Source organism: Streptomyces sp. cmx-4-9, assembly GCF_046548835.1.
Classification (GTDB): domain Bacteria; phylum Actinomycetota; class Actinomycetes; order Streptomycetales; family Streptomycetaceae; genus Streptomyces.
This window is the reverse complement of sequence record NZ_JAEBEE010000007.1, coordinates 507,577-524,101: the sequence shown is the minus strand read 5'-3', so window position 1 is coordinate 524,101 and position 16,525 is coordinate 507,577. Positions and strand designations below refer to the sequence as shown.

The following is a 16,525-nucleotide window of genomic DNA, read 5'->3' as shown; positions in this document are numbered from 1 at the left end:
TCCCGCAAGGCGGCAAGACGACGCCTGCCCGGACGCTACCGGCATATGCCGAACGGGCACAGTGGGCAGCACGGCGTGAGGGGGGAGCGCGGTATGGGGCAGCGGAGAGCCGGACCGGGGCGGGGGCCCGTGGCCGTCCTGCTGAGCCCGCGCCCCGCCGTACTGGCGGCCGCCCGCCGTGCGGGCGCGCACACCGTGGTGGTCGCACCGGATCCACCCGTGCCATCCGACCGTGAGGGGGCGGAGCGGCGGGTACGGGCGGACTGGCGCGACCACCGCCGCCTCGTCGAGGCCCTCGGCCCGCTGGCGGAGGTCCGGGACGGCGGCGCCTCGGTGTTCGGCTTCACCGCCGCCTCGGCCCTGGCCGCGGCCCGGGCCAACGAAGAGCTGGGCCTGCCCGGCACCCCGGCCGCCGCCGTCGCCGCCCTGACGGACAAGGCCGCCCTGCGGGCCCGCTCCAACACCCTGCACCCCGGTCGGCCCGTTTCCTACGCCCGCTGCGGACGCGCCGCCCTGATCCCCTTCCTCGCGGGCCTCATCGGCTACCCGTGCGTGGTCAAGCCGCGGGCGGGTGCCGACGGCGAAGGGGTGCACCCGGTGCGCGACGCCGCGGAGGCGATGCGCGCCGCCCGCGCCTACCCCGACGTCACCGACCTCCTGGTCGAGGAGCTGCTCGAAGGCCCCGAGCTCGGCGTGCAGGCCCTCTCCGAGGACGGCCGCCACCGCATCCTCGGCTGGACCCGCCGGCTGACGGACCCCGGCCTCAGGGCGACCGGCCACGAACTCCCCGTGGCGCTGGACCCCCCGACCGCCGAGGCCGTACGGGCCCTCGTCCGCGGGGTCCTCGACCTCGCCGGACACCGCGACGGGCCCTCCCACACCGAGGTCGTCCTCACCGGACGCGGCCCCCGCCTGGTCGAGGCGCACGCCCGCCCCGGCGGCGAGGAGGTCGTCCGGCTGCTGCGGCTCGCCCACGGCACCGACGTGCTCGCGCTCGCCCTCGCGGCCGGACTCGGACTGCCCGCCCCCCAGCGGGTGCCGCGCGCCGCGCACGCCGCCCTGCGCTACGTGGACTTCCCGCCCGGACGCCGCCTCGACGGCATCCGGCCCGGGCTCGCCGCGGCCCGGTCCGTGCCGGGCGTGGTCCGGGTGCAGCTGGACGTGCCGATGGGCGGCACGGTCCGCTGCGCGCCCACCGGGGCGCTGCACCACGCGTACGTCCTGGCGACGGCCCCCACCGCGGGTTCGCTGGCCCGCACCCTCGACCGGGCGGCCGGCCTGCTGGCCCAGTCGCCGCGCCGGACCCGCCAGCCGGAGACCGGCCTCGCCTAGTGCTGTGACCGGGCCGGTTCACCGGGCCGCGGCGCCCGGCACACCGTCCCGGTCACAGCACTGGTGCCGTAGCCGGGTGGAGAGGCCGGGGGCGCCCGGTCGGGGACGTCCGGCGTTCACCGCCTCGCGGCTCGGCCGAAGCCGGAGGCCAGCGGCATGCGCAGGCCCAGTGGCGGGGGAGCGGCGAGGGCGTCGGTGACCGGCCGGGAGAACCGGCCCGAGAACACCGACCCCAGGACGAAGTCCACTGCCAGGGCGACCACTTCGGCCTGGTGCTCCCGCAGCCCGTGCCCGTCGGAGTGCACCTCGAAACGGCAGGTCGCCCGGTTCGCCTTCTTCGCCCGCGCGGCCAGCCGGAAGGATTCCTCGGGGTCGCTCCGGGCGTCGTTCGTACCGTGCACGATGAGCACCTGCCGCCCCGAGAGCTGTCTCACCGGTTCCGGCGGCCCGGCGCCGTCCTCCCCCGTCAGACAAGGGGCCAGTGCCACCACCGAGTTGACGGCCTCGTGACCCGCCGCCCGCAGCACGGCCGCGGCACCCTCCCCGTACCCGGCCAGGCACACCGGGACGTCGCCGTACCGCCGGACCGCCTCGGTCACCGCCCAGGCCGCACCGTCCTCCCGCGGTGCGTCCCGACCGGGCACCACCCCGTGGGTGACCAGGCCCTGCGCCCCGCCCGCCCGGGCGAGGGCCCGCGCGAGCGGGCGCACGGGGCCGGGCGGGAATCTGGACGCCCCGGGGAGCAGGAGCACCACACCACTGACTGTCGAGCCCGGCCCGGTCGCGCCGGCCGCCCGCCCCAGGCGGGCCCCGCGCGCCGGCGGCGCATGCTGTGCCATGGCGGAACAGTCTCAGACGCCGAGGTGTACGACATCCGTCCGCGCGGTCACTGTTACATAACCGGGGACCCCGCGAAGACCCAGCTCTACGCGCGTAGGAGTTAGAGTGCGCAGATGACGAGCGAGACCTCTAACCTGCCGACCCCGGACCAGATCCGCCGCGCCCCGAAGGTGCTGCTGCACGATCACCTCGACGGTGGGCTGCGCCCCGGGACCATCATCGAGCTGGCCGCGGAGGCCGGCTACGAGAACCTCCCCGAGACCGACGCCGACAAGCTCGGCATCTGGTTCCGCGAAGCCGCGGACTCCGGCTCCCTCCCGCGCTACCTGGAGACCTTCGCGCACACCTGCGCGGTCATGCAGACGAAGGCCGCCCTGACCCGGGTCGCCGCGGAATGCGCCGAGGACCTGGCCGAGGACGGCGTGGTGTACGCGGAGATCCGCTACGCCCCCGAGCAGCACCTTGAGGCGGGCCTGACCCTCGAAGAGGTCGTCGAGGCCGTGAACGAGGGCTTCCGCGAGGGCGAGCGCCGGGCGAAGGCGGCGGGCCACCGGATCCGCGTGGGCGCGCTGCTCACGGCGATGCGCCACGCGGCCCGCGCGCTGGAGATCGCCGAGCTGGCCAACCGCTACCGCGACAACGGCGTGGTCGGTTTCGACATCGCCGGCGCCGAGGCCGGGTTCCCTCCCACCCGCCACCTCGACGCCTTCGAGTACCTGAAGCGCGAGAACAACCACTTCACGATCCACGCGGGCGAGGCCTTCGGCCTTCCGTCCATCTGGCAGGCCCTGCAGTGGTGCGGCGCGGACCGCCTGGGTCACGGCGTGAAGATCATCGACGATGTCGAGGTGGCCGCCGACGGCACGGTGAAGCTGGGCCGCCTGGCCTCGTACGTGCGGGACAAGCGCATCCCCCTGGAGATGTGTCCGACCTCGAACCTGCAGACCGGCGCGGCCGCCTCGTACGCCGAGCACCCGATCGGCCTGCTGCGGAAGCTGCACTTCAGGCTGACGGTCAACACCGACAACCGGCTGATGAGCGGGACCAGCATGAGCCGCGAGTTCGAGCACCTGGTCGACACCTTCGGCTACTCGCTCGACGACATGCAGTGGTTCACCGTCAATGCGATGAAGTCCGCGTTCATTCCTTTCGATGAACGGCTGGCCATGATCAACGAGGTGATCAAGCCCGGTTATGCGGAGCTGAAGTCGGCGTGGCTGTTCCAGCAGACCGCTTCGACCAGCGGTTCTGTCTCGGCATAGGCCACGGCCTGACGTACGGAAGGCGCCCGGGAGGAGCAATTCCCGGGCGCTTTCTCATATATACGGATGTTTGCGGGCCGGGGTTTGAAGTGACTAGTTTGCGGAGCCGCTCAATTCCCCGTCGCAAGGACACGTTTTCATGAAGCAGTCAGCTGCCAAGACCCTCGGTGCCGCCGTCATCGGTGCCGCCTTCGCCGTCGCCGCCGCCGGTACCGCCTCCGCCGCCGTCCCCGCCGTCGGACTGACCGATGCGCTGGGCTCCGCCACCGGCACGCTCCAGGGACTCACCAGCCAGCAGCACATGGGTGCCGAGGACGGCCAGCAGGCCAGCGACCCCACCTCCCAGGTCACCGGCCTGCTGAACCCGCTCACCGGCGGCCTGAACGGGCTCGGCGGCTGACGCTGCCGCGAAACGAACGCGCGCGCGGCGGGCGCACACCCCTTCGAGGAGGTGTGTGTCCCGCCGCGCCGTGTGCCACGATCACCACCAACTGCCCGCCGACGCACTGGGTATGAGGTTTCGGTCATGCGCTTGAAGGCACCAGCGACCTGGGTCGCCCTGCTCCCCGCCCTGCTGTTCGCAGCCGTGGGCTGCAGCAGCACGGACAACTCCGCGACGGGCAAGGACCCGGATCCCAAGGGCTCGGTGGCCGCCACCCCCGGCGCGCCCGGAGCCCCGGGCACCTCCGCCACCACGAGCGGACCGGCGGCCACGCCGAAGAGCGGCGGCAGCAGGCTGGAGCGGTCCGCGCTGGAACAGGGCGACATCCCGGGCTACCAGATCTCCGCCCAGGGCAAGAACCCCAACGCCCCGGACGGGCAGCCGCAGGCCGACAAGAAGGCCTGCCAGCCGCTGGCCGACATCATGGGCGACAAGCCGGACCCGGCCGCCCGCGAGACGGTCAACCGGGGCATCGGCTCCCAGAAGCAGGTCGGGCTCGCCGTCTCCGCCTCGGTCAGCTCGTACTCCGAGAGCGACGCGAAGGCACTGATCTCCCGGCTCAGGACGGCCGTCGCCGCCTGCGGTACGGGCTTCTCCGCCACGGTCGAGAAGCAGACCGGCAGCTACCGCGAGGTCGCGGCCGCCCCGTACACCACCCGGGGCGACGAGAGCGTCAGCTGGACCACCACCGCCACCGCCGCGGGCGTCTCCGCCCCGGTGCACCTGGTCGTCGTCCGCGAGGGCGACACCGTCGTGCGGCTGATGGCCCTCAACGTGGCCGCACCCCAGCAGAAGGCCCAGGTGCCGCAGGAAGTGGCCGCCAAGCAGATCGAAAAGGTCCAGCAGGCCGGCTGAGCACGCGGCCGCCGGCCGGGTCGCGAGGTCTACCAGGCGGTGGAGGCGGACTTCTCGTTGGGCAGCAGCAGCCACAGCGCCAGGTAGACGAGGAACTGCGGGCCGGGCAGCAGGCACGAGACCACGAAGATGACGCGCATCGTGTTCGCGGACATTCCGAAGCGGCGCGCCAGCGCGGCGCAGACTCCGCCGATCCAGCGTCCGTCACGGGGGCGGGCCAGGGCGCTCATGGTTTCTCCTTCGTCGGGACCGCTCGGGTGCGGTGCCTCAATACTCCCGCGGGACCGCCGACAGGACCTCGGTCCAGGGGCCGAGCCCGACCCTGGAAATTCTCGGGGTGGCCCCCTGATAAACGGGGTGTGAGCGCCGCAGCCGGGCCCGCAGGACCGGTACGACGACCGCGTGCGCGAGGACCACGCCGACGGTGTTCAGCAGGACGGAGTCCACGTCGACGACCCGTCCCGGGACGGCGCTCTGGAGCATTTCGATGCTCACCGAGACCAGCCCGCCCGCGGCGGCCGTCCGCACCAGCGAGGACCAGGCGGTCAGCGGGGACGGCGCGAGGCGGCCGTTCACCAGCGGCAGCAGGACGCCGAGCGGGGCCAGCAGGGCCACGGCCTCCCCGATGCGCCGGGCCGCCTCCAGCGGCCCGTAGGCGAGGTCCGCCCGGATTCCGGCCAGCGGGGTCAGATTGGCCGCCGCCGCCCAGGGCACGTCCAGTGGCTGCAGGGTCAGCCACCCGACGACGAGGAGGTGGGCGGCGAGCAGGGCCCCGGCCAGGAGCCGGAGCCGCAGGGGGATGGCGGTGGCGGCGTTGCCGCCGGCCTCAAGACGCTGCACACCTGCGAGGACGCGCCAGGCGGTAGGACCGGTTCCGCCGGCTGCGGGGTGTGGCGGGGAGCACGTGCGGGGCGGGCCGCCCCGCGGTGGATCAGCCGGTGGCGACGAGTACGGCCAGCAGCACCACGCCGGCCACGGCGGGCGCGATCACCTCGTACGACCACCGCACGCGGGCGGCGCCCTGCGCGCCGGGCCGGGCCGCGCCGCGCTCGGCCAGGTCGCGCAGCTCGTCGACGATCTGGTCCGCCGCGGCCCGCTGCGGCTCCGACGGCCGGGCGGCCGCCGCGGCCTCCGGCTCGGCGATGCCCCGGCCCATCAGCCCGCCGCGCCGGACGCGGACCTGCTGCCGGTTCGCCTTCTTCCGTTCGCGCAGGGACACCGGGACCGCCCACACCTGGTACTTCGCGCCCCCGGACAGCACCTCCACGGAGTAGCTGGAGCGCAGGGCGTCCACGGCCGCCCAGGGCAGCTCGATGATCCGGAAGGGGTTCCGTACCCGCATCCGGTCGGCATTGGCGAAGACGGCCGGGCGGACGGTGAACGCCACGATCAGCGGGACCACGATCAGGGCGACGGCCAGCGCGATCCACGGGGTGCTGCCCGCGCCGCGCACCACGGCGTCCCCGCACAGCCAGGCGGTCAGGGCCAGGAGCAGCACCCCGGTCACCACGCCCATGGAAGAGCGGTGCACACGGTCCTCGTAGACCGGCTCACCGGTCGGCTGCTGCTGCTCGCTGCTCATGCGGTCGATTCTGCCCCACGCCGTCCCGGCCGACGAGATCGGCGGGGGGAGGTGTCGATTGCATAGCGGATCCCGGGGTGGGGGTGACATGTCGCTACGCGCGTAGATATGCTCATCTGGTGACCATGCCCACCACCCTCACCGCATTCGCTGACGTGACGACGTCCGACAGCGCGCTGCGCCGCTTCCTGCACGGGCTGCCCGGCGTCGACGCCGTCGGCCTGGAGGCCCGCGCGGCCGCTCTCGGCACCCGTTCGATCAAGACGACGGCCAAGGCCTACGCCATCGACCTGGCCATCTCGATGATCGACCTGACGACGCTGGAAGGCGCGGACACCCCGGGCAAGGTCCGGGCGCTGTCCGCCAAGGCCGTCCACCCCGATCCGACCGACCGGACCACGCCGATGACGGCCGCGGTCTGCGTGTACCCCGACATGGTGGCCACCGCGAAGGCGGCGCTGAACGGCGCCGACGTCAAGGTGGCCTCCGTCGCCACGGCGTTCCCCGCCGGCCGCGCGGCCCTGCCCGTCAAGCTCGCGGACACGGCGGACGCCGTCGCCGCCGGCGCGGACGAGATCGACATGGTCATCGACCGTGGTGCCTTCCTCGCCGGCCGCTACCTGGACACCTACGAGCTGATCAAGGCCGTCAAGGAGGCGTGCGTCCGCCCCGACGGCTCCGCGGCCCGCCTCAAGGTGATCTTCGAGACCGGTGAGCTGTCGACCTACGACAACATCCGCCGCGCCTCCTGGATCGGCATGATGGCCGGCGCCGACTTCATCAAGACGTCGACCGGCAAGGTGGGCGTCAACGCCACCCCCGCCAACACCCTGCTCATGCTCGAAGCCGTCCGCGACTTCAAGCAGCAGACCGGCATCCAGATCGGCGTCAAGCCGGCCGGCGGCATCCGGACCACCAAGGACGCCCTGAAGTTCCTGGTCCTGGTCAACGAGACCGCGGGCGAGGACTGGCTCAGCAGCCACTGGTTCCGCTTCGGCGCCTCCAGCCTGCTCAACGACCTGCTGATGCAGCGCCAGAAGCTGAGCACCGGCCGTTACTCCGGTCCCGACTACGTGACGGTGGACTGATCACCATGGCATCCCTCTTCGAGTACGCACCGGCTCCCGAGTCCCGCTCGGTCGTCGACATCGCCCCGTCCTACGGCCTGTTCATCGACGGCGAGTTCACCGAAGCCGCCGACGGCAAGGTCTTCAAGACCGTCTCCCCCTCCTCCGAGGAGGTCCTCGCCGAGGTCGCCCAGGCGGGCGCCGCCGACGTCGACCGCGCCGTCAAGGCCGCCCGCAGGGCCTTCGAGAAGTGGTCCGCGCTGCCCGGCTCCGAGCGCGCCAAGTACCTCTTCCGGATCGCCCGGATCATCCAGGAGCGCAGCCGCGAACTGGCCGTCCTGGAGACCCTGGACAACGGCAAGCCGATCAAGGAGACCCGCGACGCGGACCTCCCCCTGGTCGCCGCGCACTTCTTCTACTACGCCGGCTGGGCCGACAAGCTCGACCACGCGGGCTACGGCGCGAACCCGCGCCCCCTCGGCGTGGCCGGCCAGGTCATCCCGTGGAACTTCCCGCTCCTGATGCTCGCGTGGAAGATCGCCCCGGCGCTCGCCACCGGCAACACGGTCGTCCTGAAGCCCGCCGAGACCACCCCGCTGTCCGCCCTGTTCTTCGCGGACATCTGCCGCCAGGCCGGTCTGCCCAAGGGCGTCGTCAACATCCTTCCCGGGTACGGGGACGCGGGCGCGGCCCTCGTCGAGCACCCGGACGTGAACAAGGTCGCCTTCACCGGCTCCACCGCGGTCGGCAAGGCCATCGCCCGCCAGATCGCCGGCACCGACAAGAAGGTCACCCTGGAGCTGGGCGGCAAGGGCGCCAACATCGTCTTCGACGACGCGCCCGTCGACCAGGCCGTCGAGGGCATCGTCACCGGCATCTTCTTCAACCAGGGCCAGGTCTGCTGCGCGGGCTCGCGCCTGCTGGTCCAGGAGTCGATCCAGGAGGAGCTGCTGGACTCCCTCAAGCGCAGGCTGTCCACGCTGCGCCTGGGCGACCCGCTCGACAAGAACACCGACATCGGCGCGATCAACTCCGCCGAGCAGCTCGCCCGGATCACCGCGCTCGCGGAGACCGGCGAGGCCGAGGGCGCCGAGCGCTGGTCCCCGGCGTGCGAGCTGCCGTCCGCCGGCTACTGGTTCGCCCCGACGCTGTTCACGAACGTCACCCAGGCGCACACCGTCGCCCGTGACGAGATCTTCGGCCCGGTGCTGTCGGTGCTGAGCTTCCGTACGCCCGACGAGGCCGTCGCGAAGGCCAACAACAGCCAGTACGGCCTGTCCGCCGGCATCTGGACGGAGAAGGGCTCGCGCATCCTCGCGGTCGCGAACAAGCTCCGCGCGGGCGTCGTCTGGGCCAACACGTTCAACAAGTTCGACCCGACCTCGCCGTTCGGCGGCTACAAGGAATCGGGCTTCGGGCGCGAAGGCGGCCGTCACGGCCTGGAGGGCTACCTCGATGTCTGAGTCTTCTGCTGCGACGCGGCTGAGCGTCTTCAAGACCTACAAGCTGTACGTCGGGGGCAAGTTCCCCCGCTCCGAGAGCGGCCGGGTGTACGAAGTGACGGCGAAGACATCCTCGGGCGGGACGGGCAAGTGGCTGGCCAACGCCCCGCTGTCCTCCCGCAAGGACGCCCGTGACGCGGTCGTCGCCGCCCGCAAGGCCTTCGGCGGCTGGTCCGGGGCGACCGCGTACAACCGCGGCCAGATCCTCTACCGCGTCGCCGAGATGCTGGAGGGCCGCCGGGAGCAGTTCGTCCGCGAGGTCGGCGAGGCCGAGGGGCTGTCGAAGTCCAAGGCCGCCGCGGTCGTGGACGCGGCCGTCGACCGCTGGGTCTGGTACGCCGGCTGGACCGACAAGATCGGCCAGATCGTGGGCGGGGCCAACCCGGTCGCGGGGCCGTACTTCAACCTCTCCACCCCCGAGCCCACCGGTGTGGTCGCGGTCGTGGCCCCGCAGGACTCCTCGTTCCTCGGCCTGGTCTCCGTGGTCGCCCCGGTCATCGCGACCGGCAACACCGCCGTGGTGATCGCCTCGGAGGCCTCCCCGCTGCCCGCGCTGTCCCTGGGCGAGGTGCTGGCCACCTCCGACCTGCCCGGCGGCGTGGTCAACATCCTGTCCGGCAAGGCCGCCGAGATGGGCCCGCACCTGGCCTCCCACCAGGACGTCAACGCGATCGACCTGGCGGGCGCCGGCGCGGCCCTCGCCAAGGAGCTGGAGATCGCGGCCGCGGACAACCTCAAGCGCGTCCTGCGTCCACAGCCTGTGGACGACTGGAGCGCCGACCCGGGCACGCACCGCATGACGGCGTTCCTGGAGACCAAGACGGTCTGGCACCCGACGGGTTCGCTGGGCGCCGGCGGGTCCTCGTACTAGCGGACGGACCCCGTATCGGCGGTGGGCCCCCGTCCGAGAGATGGGGGAACCGGCCGCACGAAAGACCGGCCCCGGCAGCGACCCCCGTGCTGCCGGGGCCTTCGTGCGCCCGCCTACCGCTGCCCGGCCGCGCCCGGGAGCAGCGGGCCGAGCAGTGAGGACGCCGCGGCGGTGGGCAGTTCACCGACCGAGGACCCGCGCGTCAGGCTGCCGGTGACCATGCCCGTGCCGAGCGCGGGGAAGTCCGCGACCTTGGTGGCGACGCCGTTGTCGAGGGGGTCCACGCCCGTGTTCGCGAGCGGGTTCACCTTCAGGTTCGCGATCGGGTTCGCGACGCCGGCGAGGGCCGCCGGGACGTCGAGTTCGCCGGCCTGCGCGCCGCCGGCGGCCATCGCCAGGGCCGCACCGGCCATCGAGACGGTCAGACCCGCCGCGCGGAGCCGGCCCGGTCCGGAGGGAGCTGCGTGACGTGCCATCGGAATCCTCGCCTGTGGTCGTAGTCGCGTGCGCACGCAGCGTAGTGGAGGTGTGATCCTGGATACCAACCGGCCACCTGGAGGATCCCCTGCCCGGGGGAATGGTTCAGACTGGTGTCCCGTGAGCTCTTCCTCTCCTTCACCGACCCGCGTCGTGCTGCTGACCGGTCCGTCGGGCTCCGGCAAGTCCTCGCTGGCCGCCCGCTCGGGGCTGCCGGTACTGCGCCTCGACGACTTCTACAAGGAGGGGACCGACCCCACCCTCCCGCAGGTCATGGGCAGCACCGACATCGACTGGGACTCCCCGCTGTCCTGGGACGCGGACGAGGCGGTCGCCGCGATCGAGCGGCTGTGCGCGACGGGGCGGACCCACGTGCCGGTGTACGACATCGCCACGTCCTCCCGGACCGGGGCCGAGACCCTGGACATCGCCCGCTCCCCGCGCACCTCGCTGTTCATCGCGGAGGGCATCTTCGCCGCCGACATCGCGGCACGCTGCCAGGAGTTGGGGCTGTTGGCCGACGCCCTCTGCCTGCGCGGGCGCCCCTCCACCACCTTCCGCCGCCGGCTGGTCCGCGACCTGCGCGAAGGGCGCAAGTCCGTTCCGTTCCTGCTGCGCCGGGGCTGGCGGCTGATGCGTGCCGAACGCGGCATCGTGGCCCGCCACGTGGCGCTCGGCGCGCACGCCTGCGCCCGTGACGAGGCCCTCGGGCGCCTGGCCGCCGCCGCAGCCGGCCGCCACCGCACCCCGGCCGCCCGCGCCTGACGGGGCCCGGGCCGGCGCCCGGGCATGCGAAAAGGCGGGATCACGCGGACCCCCGGCCGCTTGATCCCGCCTTTTCCCCCCGCAGCCCCCGTCCCACCCCCGTGGGACGGGCCCCCCGGCCCGATGGTTCCGTGTGGCCCGCCGCCTCAGGCGACGAGCTCCTCGAAGGACTCCGCCTCGTCGTGGCCGAAGCTCAGCGCCTCGTCGTCGCGCAGGCGCCGCAGCGACCGCCAGATGCTCGACTTGACCGTGCCGACGCTGATCCCGAGGATCTCGGCGATCTCCGGGTCGGTGCGGCCCTCGTAGTACCGCAGCACCAGCATCGTGCGCTGCGGCTCGGGGATGCGGGAGAGCGCCTGCCACAGCACCGCGCGCAGCTCCGTGCCGCGCATCGCGTCCGTGTCGGAGGCCTGCTCCGGCAGCTCCTCCGTCGGGTACTCGTTGAGCTTCCGCCGACGCCACGCGCTGATGTGCAGATTCGTCATCGTGCGCCGCAGGTAGCCGCCGACGGCGGCCTTGTCGGTGATGCGGTCCCAGGCGCGGTACGTGGAGAACAGCGCGCTCTGCAGCAGGTCCTCGGCCTCGTGCCGGTCGCCGGTCAGGTGGAAGGCCGTCGCGTACAGCGCGGCCCGGCGCTCCTGCACGTACGCGGTGAACTCGGCCTCCGACGCGGAGGACGGGGTGCGCGGTACGGGAACCGCCTGGTACTGGTTCGCGTCAATGGCTACAACATGTGCCGGTCGCGGACGGGCGGCCGTCACCGTACGGACACCCGCCCGGCGGTTCACATCGTGCAGCCGCGTGACAACCGCGCTGGTCGTGGTGCTGTGCAGCGTGTTCATCTCGCGCCCCCCGTCGTGGAGTCTGCTTCGGTCCGTTGTGCGTTGACTGAAGCCTGCCCCCGCGACATAACCGCGGTGTCCGCCGACTGTCACAGGCCTGTCACAGCGACCCTCCACCCGAACTCCAGCGCCCGACGGTCGAAGTCCCGACGGGGGATGGGACAGAATGAGCCCGTGCCTTTCCTGCTGCTGATCGAGGACGACGACGCCATCCGCACGGCCCTCGAACTCTCCCTGTCACGCCAGGGCCACCGAGTGGCCACCGCGGCGACGGGCGAGGACGGCCTGAAACTGCTGCGCGAGCAGCGGCCCGACCTGATCGTGCTCGACGTGATGCTGCCCGGGATCGACGGCTTCGAGGTGTGCCGGCGGATCCGCCGCACCGACCAGCTGCCGATCATCCTGCTGACCGCCCGCAGCGACGACATCGACGTGGTCGTCGGCCTGGAGTCCGGTGCCGACGACTACGTGGTCAAGCCCGTCCAGGGCCGGGTCCTCGACGCCCGGATCCGAGCCGTGCTGCGCCGCGGGGAACGCGAGTCCAGCGACTCGGCGAGCTTTGGGTCCCTGGTCATCGACCGGGCCGCGATGACGGTGACGAAGAACGGCGAGGACCTCCAGCTCACGCCGACCGAGCTGCGGCTGCTGCTCGAACTGAGCCGCCGCCCCGGCCAGGCGCTCTCCCGCCAGCAGCTCCTGCGCCTGGTCTGGGAGCACGACTACCTCGGCGACTCCCGGCTGGTCGACGCCTGTGTGCAGCGGCTGCGGGCCAAGGTGGAGGACGTGCCGTCCTCGCCCACCCTCATCCGTACGGTCCGCGGGGTCGGCTACCGCCTGGACTCCCCGCAGTGATCCCGGCGCTGCTCGCCGGCCGGCGCTGGACCAGCCTGCGGCTGCGGCTCCTCGTGGTGTTCGCGCTCGTCGCGCTGACGGCCGCGGTGTCGGCCTCGGGCATCGCCTACTGGCTCAACCGGGAGGCCGTCCTCACCCGCGTCCAGGAGGCCGCGCTCGGGGACTTCCGGCAGGAGATGCAGAACCGGGCCGCGGCGCTGCCCGCGGATCCCACGCCCGAGGAGATGCAGCGCACCGCCGAGCTGATGGCGGGCAGCAGCCCCGGATACAGCGTGCTGCTGGTGGACGAGGACAAGCAGCACCGGCAGGTCTTCGGCGCGGCCGGTCCCGACTCCTTCGGGCTGGACGACGTTCCCGAGTCCCTGCGCAAGGCGGTCGACGACCGGCAGAAGACCACCGCGGCGAACGACTCCCAGTACCACATGTACTGGCAGCGCACGAAGCCGCAGGGCAACCCGTACCTGGTCGGCGGGACGCGGATCGTCGGCGGCGGCCCGACCGGCTACATGTACAAGTCGCTCGCGCAGGAGCGGGACGACCTGAACGCGCTGGGCTGGTCGCTGACCATCGCCACCGGGCTGGCGCTGCTCGGGTCGGCGCTGCTGGCGCAGGCCGCGGCCCGGACCGTCCTCAAGCCCGTGCAGCGGCTGGGCGAGGCGGCCCGGCGGCTCGGCGAGGGCGAACTCGACCACCGGCTCGACGTGTCGGGGACCGACGAGCTCGCCGACCTGTCGCGCACCTTCAACAAGACGGCCGAGGCGCTGGAGAAGAAGGTCGCCGACATGAGTGCGCGGGAGGAGTCCAGCCGGCGCTTCGTCGCGGACATGTCGCACGAACTGCGCACCCCGCTGACGGCGTTGACGGCGGTGGCCGAGGTGCTGGAGGAGGAGGTCGACGACCTCGATCCGATGATCGCACCGGCGGTGGCCCTCGTCGTGAGCGAGACCCGGCGCCTCAACGACCTGGTGGAGAACCTGATGGAGGTGACCCGCTTCGACGCGGGCACCGCCCGGCTGGTGCTCGACGACGTGGACGTCGCCGACCAGGTCACCGCCTGCATCGACGCACGGGCCTGGCTGGACGCCGTCGAACTGGACGCCGAGCGGGGCATCGTGGCGAGGCTCGACCCGCGCCGCCTCGACGTCATCCTCGCCAACCTGATCGGCAACGCCCTCAAGCACGGCGGCTCGCCGGTGCGGGTCTCGGTGGTCGTGGCGGACGACTGGCTGGTGATCGCCGTCCAGGACAACGGGCCGGGAATCCCGCAGGACGTCCTGCCGCACGTCTTCGACCGGTTCTACAAGGCCAGCGCGTCCCGGCCGAAATCGGACGGGAGCGGGCTGGGCCTGTCGATCGCCGTGGAGAACGCGCACATCCACGGCGGGGACATCACCGCCGCCAACGCGCCCCAGGGCGGGGCGCTGTTCACGCTGCGGCTGCCGGTGGACGTGGGGAAGGTGCTTGAGGGTGACGAGGACGCGTAGGAACCGGGCGGCGGCGGCCCTGCTGGGGCTGGTGGCCGCGGGCCTGCTGCCGGGCTGCGGGATCCGGGCGACGCAGGTCCCCGTGGACGTGGGCCCGGCCCCCTCACGGGTGTCCTGCGACACGCCGGGCCAGCCTGCCGGGCAGGACACCGTGCAGGGCTTCCGGGCCACGGTGGAACTGGTCTGCGGATCCCAGTTGGTGGGCGTGGAGCGCGTGGTGCCGGTCCCCGAGAAGAGGGCCGTACGCGATCCCGTGGCGCTCGTCGCGCAGGCCCTGCTCGAAGCGCTGGAGCGGACCCCGTCGGCGCAGGAACGGGACGCCGGTTTCAGCACCGGGGTCCCGGCGGACATGACCGCGGGCGCACCGCGGCCCGGCGACCCGGCTGGCACGGTGCGGCTGAGCCGCAAGCCGGAGGACCTGCCACCGGTGGCGCTGTCGCAGATCGTGTGCACCCTGGCGGGCAGCGAGGCGGTCTCGGCGGGCCCGGGACCGGTGGTCCTCGGCGGACCGGACGCCGATCCGCCGCGGGCCTGGGAGTGCACCGAGGCGGTCCGCACCCGCCCCGAGTCGGTGCCGACCCTGGGCGAGATCGTCCGCCCGACGCCCTCGCCCTCCTGAGGCGCCCGCCGGGTACGCCGACGGCCCCCCGGGCCGGAGCTCGGGAAGCCGTCGCGTACGCCGGAGGGAGGACTCGGGGTCAGATGCCGGCCGCGGCCGCCAGGTCCTTCTTGATGGCGTCCAGGACCTCCTGGCCGCGGATCCGCGCCGCGGCGAGGTCCGCGGCCCCGGCCACCGGGACGACGACCTCCAGGTAGCACTTCAGCTTCGGCTCCGTGCCCGACGGCCGGACGATCACCCGCGCCGCATGGGCCCCGTCCAGGTGGTAGCGCAGGCCGTCCGTCGGCGGGAGGGACTGTGTCCCCTCGGCCAGGTCCTCCGCAGAGGCGACCCGCAGACCCGCCAGCGCGACCGGCGGCTGCGCCCGCAGCTGCGCCATCGCCGAGGCGATGACCGACAGGTCCGAGACGCGGACCGACAGCTGGTCGGTGGCGTGCAGGCCGTGGGCCAGCGCCAGGTCGTCCAGCAGGTCGGTCAGGGTGCGGCCCTGCTCCTTGAGCTCCGAGGCCAGCTCCGCCACCAGCAGGGCGGCCGTGACGCCGTCCTTGTCGCGGACGCCCTCGGGGTCCACGCAGTAGCCGAGCGCCTCCTCGTAGCCGTAGCGCAGGCCCTCCACGCGGGCGATCCACTTGAAGCCCGTCAGGGTCTCCTCGTGACCGACGCCCGCCGCCTGCGCGATCCGGCCCAGCAGACTGGAGGAGACGATGGACTCCGCGAAGACGCCCTGCGCGCCCTTGCCGACGAGGTGGGCCGCCAGCAGCGCGCCGACCTCGTCGCCGCGCAGCATCCGCCAGCCGTCCCCGGCCGGCACCGCGACCGCGCAGCGGTCCGCGTCCGGGTCGTTGGCGATCACGATGTCCGGGCCGGTCTCCGCGGCCTTCGCGAAGGACAGGTCCATCGCGCCCGGCTCCTCCGGGTTGGGGAAGGCGACCGTCGGGAAGGCCGGGTCCGGTTCGGCCTGCTCGGCGACCAGGACCGGCTCGGGGAAGCCGTGCCGGGCGAAGGCCGCCATGACGACGTCCTTGCCCACGCCGTGCAGGGCGGTGTAGACGGTCCGCACGCTCCGCGGCGACCCGGGGGTCAGGACCGCGTCCGTACGGGCCAGGTAGGCCTCCAGGACCTCGTCGCCGAGCTCCTCCCAGCCGGATTCCGGACGGGGGACCGAGGCGAGGGTGTCCACGCGGGCGATCTCCGCCGCGATCTCCACGTCCGCCGGGGAGACGATCTGCGAGCCGTCGCCGAGGTAGACCTTGTAGCCGTTGTCCCGGGGAGGGTTGTGGCTCGCGGTCACCTCGACGCCCGCCACGGCGCCCAGGTGCCGTATGGCGTACGCGAGGACGGGCGTCGGCAGCGGGCGGGGCAGGATGGCCGCGCGCAGACCGGCGCCGGTCATCACGGCGGCGGTGTCGCGGGCGAAGTCGGCCGACTTGTAGCGCGCGTCGTAGCCGACGACGACCAGGCCGCCGGCGTGGCCCCGGGCCTTGAGGTAGGCCGCGAGGCCCGCCGCGGCCCGGATGACCACGGAGCGGTTCATCCGCATCGGACCCGCGCCGATCTCGCCGCGCAGCCCGGCGGTGCCGAACTGGAGCGTGCCGCGGAAGCGGTCCGCCAGCTCGGCGGTGTCGCCCGCCTCGATGAGGCGCGCGAGCTCCCCCGCGGTCTCCGGGTCCGGGTCCTCGGCCAGCCAGGCCTGCGCCCGGGTGATCAGGTCGTCCTGTTCCTGCACTACTTCC

At 73.1% G+C, this 16,525-nt stretch carries 18 protein-coding genes; 11 read left to right on the top strand and 7 right to left on the bottom strand.

The window, feature by feature from the left end:
- Window positions 1-93: 93 nt before the first annotated feature.
- Window positions 94-1,332: an ATP-grasp domain-containing protein gene (locus ACLJTM_RS24035; protein WP_411105756.1), complete on the top strand. Its 1,239-nt coding sequence runs from the start codon at window positions 94-96 to the stop codon at window positions 1,330-1,332.
- 116 nt (window positions 1,333-1,448) lie between these two features.
- Here the strand turns inward: ACLJTM_RS24035 and ACLJTM_RS24030 are convergent, their stop codons facing one another.
- On the bottom strand, window positions 1,449-2,171 hold the full coding sequence (locus ACLJTM_RS24030) for an alpha/beta hydrolase (RefSeq protein WP_411105755.1): 723 nt from the start codon (window positions 2,169-2,171) through the stop codon (window positions 1,449-1,451).
- A gap of 114 nt (window positions 2,172-2,285) precedes the next feature.
- On the opposite strand from ACLJTM_RS24030, the gene ACLJTM_RS24025 reads away from it, so the two are divergent.
- The 3 genes from ACLJTM_RS24025 (at window position 2,286) to ACLJTM_RS24015 (ending at window position 4,731) form a co-directional block, all read left to right on the top strand.
- Window positions 2,286-3,434, top strand: coding sequence for an adenosine deaminase (locus ACLJTM_RS24025; protein WP_411105754.1), 1,149 nt, complete (start codon window positions 2,286-2,288; stop codon window positions 3,432-3,434).
- Window positions 3,435-3,573: 139 nt separating this feature from the next.
- Window positions 3,574-3,834 carry a hypothetical protein gene (locus tag ACLJTM_RS24020; protein WP_411105753.1) on the top strand — a complete coding sequence of 87 codons (261 nt, stop codon included), beginning with the start codon at window positions 3,574-3,576 and terminating at the stop codon, window positions 3,832-3,834.
- Between the two features lie 126 nt (window positions 3,835-3,960).
- On the top strand, window positions 3,961-4,731 hold the full coding sequence (locus ACLJTM_RS24015; RefSeq protein WP_411105752.1) for a hypothetical protein: 771 nt from the start codon (window positions 3,961-3,963) through the stop codon (window positions 4,729-4,731).
- Window positions 4,732-4,760: 29 nt separating this feature from the next.
- Here ACLJTM_RS24015 and ACLJTM_RS24010 read toward each other — a convergent pair whose 3' ends face one another.
- From ACLJTM_RS24010 to ACLJTM_RS24000, 3 genes are all read right to left on the bottom strand, one after another.
- Window positions 4,761-4,961: a PspC domain-containing protein gene (locus ACLJTM_RS24010; protein WP_411105751.1), complete on the bottom strand. Its 201-nt coding sequence runs from the start codon at window positions 4,959-4,961 to the stop codon at window positions 4,761-4,763.
- Between the two features lie 37 nt (window positions 4,962-4,998).
- Entirely contained in the window at window positions 4,999-5,571 is a 573-nt protein-coding gene (locus ACLJTM_RS24005) for a VanZ family protein (RefSeq protein WP_411105750.1), read from the bottom strand.
- A 91-nt stretch (window positions 5,572-5,662) separates the two neighbouring features.
- Window positions 5,663-6,313 (bottom strand): PH domain-containing protein, encoded by a 651-nt coding sequence (locus tag ACLJTM_RS24000; RefSeq protein WP_411105749.1) that lies wholly within the window; start codon window positions 6,311-6,313, stop codon window positions 5,663-5,665.
- Window positions 6,314-6,438: 125 nt separating this feature from the next.
- Here ACLJTM_RS24000 and deoC point away from each other — a divergent pair, with 125 nt between their 5' ends.
- The 3 genes from deoC to ACLJTM_RS23985 are packed head-to-tail and all read left to right on the top strand — an operon-like array spanning window position 6,439 to window position 9,753.
- Window positions 6,439-7,401, top strand: coding sequence for a deoxyribose-phosphate aldolase (deoC, locus tag ACLJTM_RS23995; RefSeq protein WP_411105802.1), 963 nt, complete (start codon window positions 6,439-6,441; stop codon window positions 7,399-7,401).
- 5 nt (window positions 7,402-7,406) lie between these two features.
- Window positions 7,407-8,843 carry an aldehyde dehydrogenase family protein gene (locus ACLJTM_RS23990; RefSeq protein WP_411105748.1) on the top strand — a complete coding sequence of 479 codons (1,437 nt, stop codon included), beginning with the start codon at window positions 7,407-7,409 and terminating at the stop codon, window positions 8,841-8,843.
- Window positions 8,836-9,753 carry an aldehyde dehydrogenase family protein gene (locus ACLJTM_RS23985; protein WP_411105747.1) on the top strand — a complete coding sequence of 306 codons (918 nt, stop codon included), beginning with the start codon at window positions 8,836-8,838 and terminating at the stop codon, window positions 9,751-9,753. Before ACLJTM_RS23990 ends, ACLJTM_RS23985 begins: the two co-directional genes overlap by 8 nt.
- A gap of 113 nt (window positions 9,754-9,866) precedes the next feature.
- Here ACLJTM_RS23985 and ACLJTM_RS23980 read toward each other — a convergent pair whose 3' ends face one another.
- Window positions 9,867-10,229 (bottom strand): hypothetical protein, encoded by a 363-nt coding sequence (locus ACLJTM_RS23980; RefSeq protein ID WP_411105746.1) that lies wholly within the window; start codon window positions 10,227-10,229, stop codon window positions 9,867-9,869.
- A 55-nt stretch (window positions 10,230-10,284) separates the two neighbouring features.
- Between ACLJTM_RS23980 and ACLJTM_RS23975 the strand changes: the two genes are divergently transcribed.
- Window positions 10,285-10,995: a uridine kinase gene (locus tag ACLJTM_RS23975; RefSeq protein WP_411105800.1), complete on the top strand. Its 711-nt coding sequence runs from the start codon at window positions 10,285-10,287 to the stop codon at window positions 10,993-10,995.
- 146 nt (window positions 10,996-11,141) lie between these two features.
- On the opposite strand, the gene ACLJTM_RS23970 is transcribed toward ACLJTM_RS23975, so the two are convergent.
- Complete coding sequence (locus tag ACLJTM_RS23970; protein WP_411105745.1) at window positions 11,142-11,837, bottom strand: SigE family RNA polymerase sigma factor; 696 nt, start codon at window positions 11,835-11,837, stop codon at window positions 11,142-11,144.
- A gap of 174 nt (window positions 11,838-12,011) precedes the next feature.
- Between ACLJTM_RS23970 and afsQ1 the strand changes: the two genes are divergently transcribed.
- Genes afsQ1 through ACLJTM_RS23955 form a run of 3 tightly spaced genes read left to right on the top strand, consistent with a single transcriptional unit; the run spans window position 12,012 to window position 14,792 of the window.
- Window positions 12,012-12,689 carry a two-component system response regulator AfsQ1 gene (gene afsQ1, locus ACLJTM_RS23965; protein WP_063754818.1) on the top strand — a complete coding sequence of 226 codons (678 nt, stop codon included), beginning with the start codon at window positions 12,012-12,014 and terminating at the stop codon, window positions 12,687-12,689.
- Entirely contained in the window at window positions 12,686-14,173 is a 1,488-nt protein-coding gene (locus ACLJTM_RS23960) for an ATP-binding protein (protein WP_411105744.1), read from the top strand. The genes afsQ1 and ACLJTM_RS23960 overlap by 4 nt, the downstream gene beginning before the upstream one ends.
- Window positions 14,157-14,792, top strand: coding sequence for a hypothetical protein (locus ACLJTM_RS23955; protein ID WP_411105743.1), 636 nt, complete (start codon window positions 14,157-14,159; stop codon window positions 14,790-14,792). The genes ACLJTM_RS23960 and ACLJTM_RS23955 overlap by 17 nt, the downstream gene beginning before the upstream one ends.
- Before the next feature lie 79 nt (window positions 14,793-14,871).
- Here ACLJTM_RS23955 and ACLJTM_RS23950 read toward each other — a convergent pair whose 3' ends face one another.
- On the bottom strand, window positions 14,872-16,518 hold the full coding sequence (locus ACLJTM_RS23950) for a phospho-sugar mutase (protein ID WP_411105742.1): 1,647 nt from the start codon (window positions 16,516-16,518) through the stop codon (window positions 14,872-14,874).
- Between the last annotated feature and the right edge of the window lie 7 nt (window positions 16,519-16,525).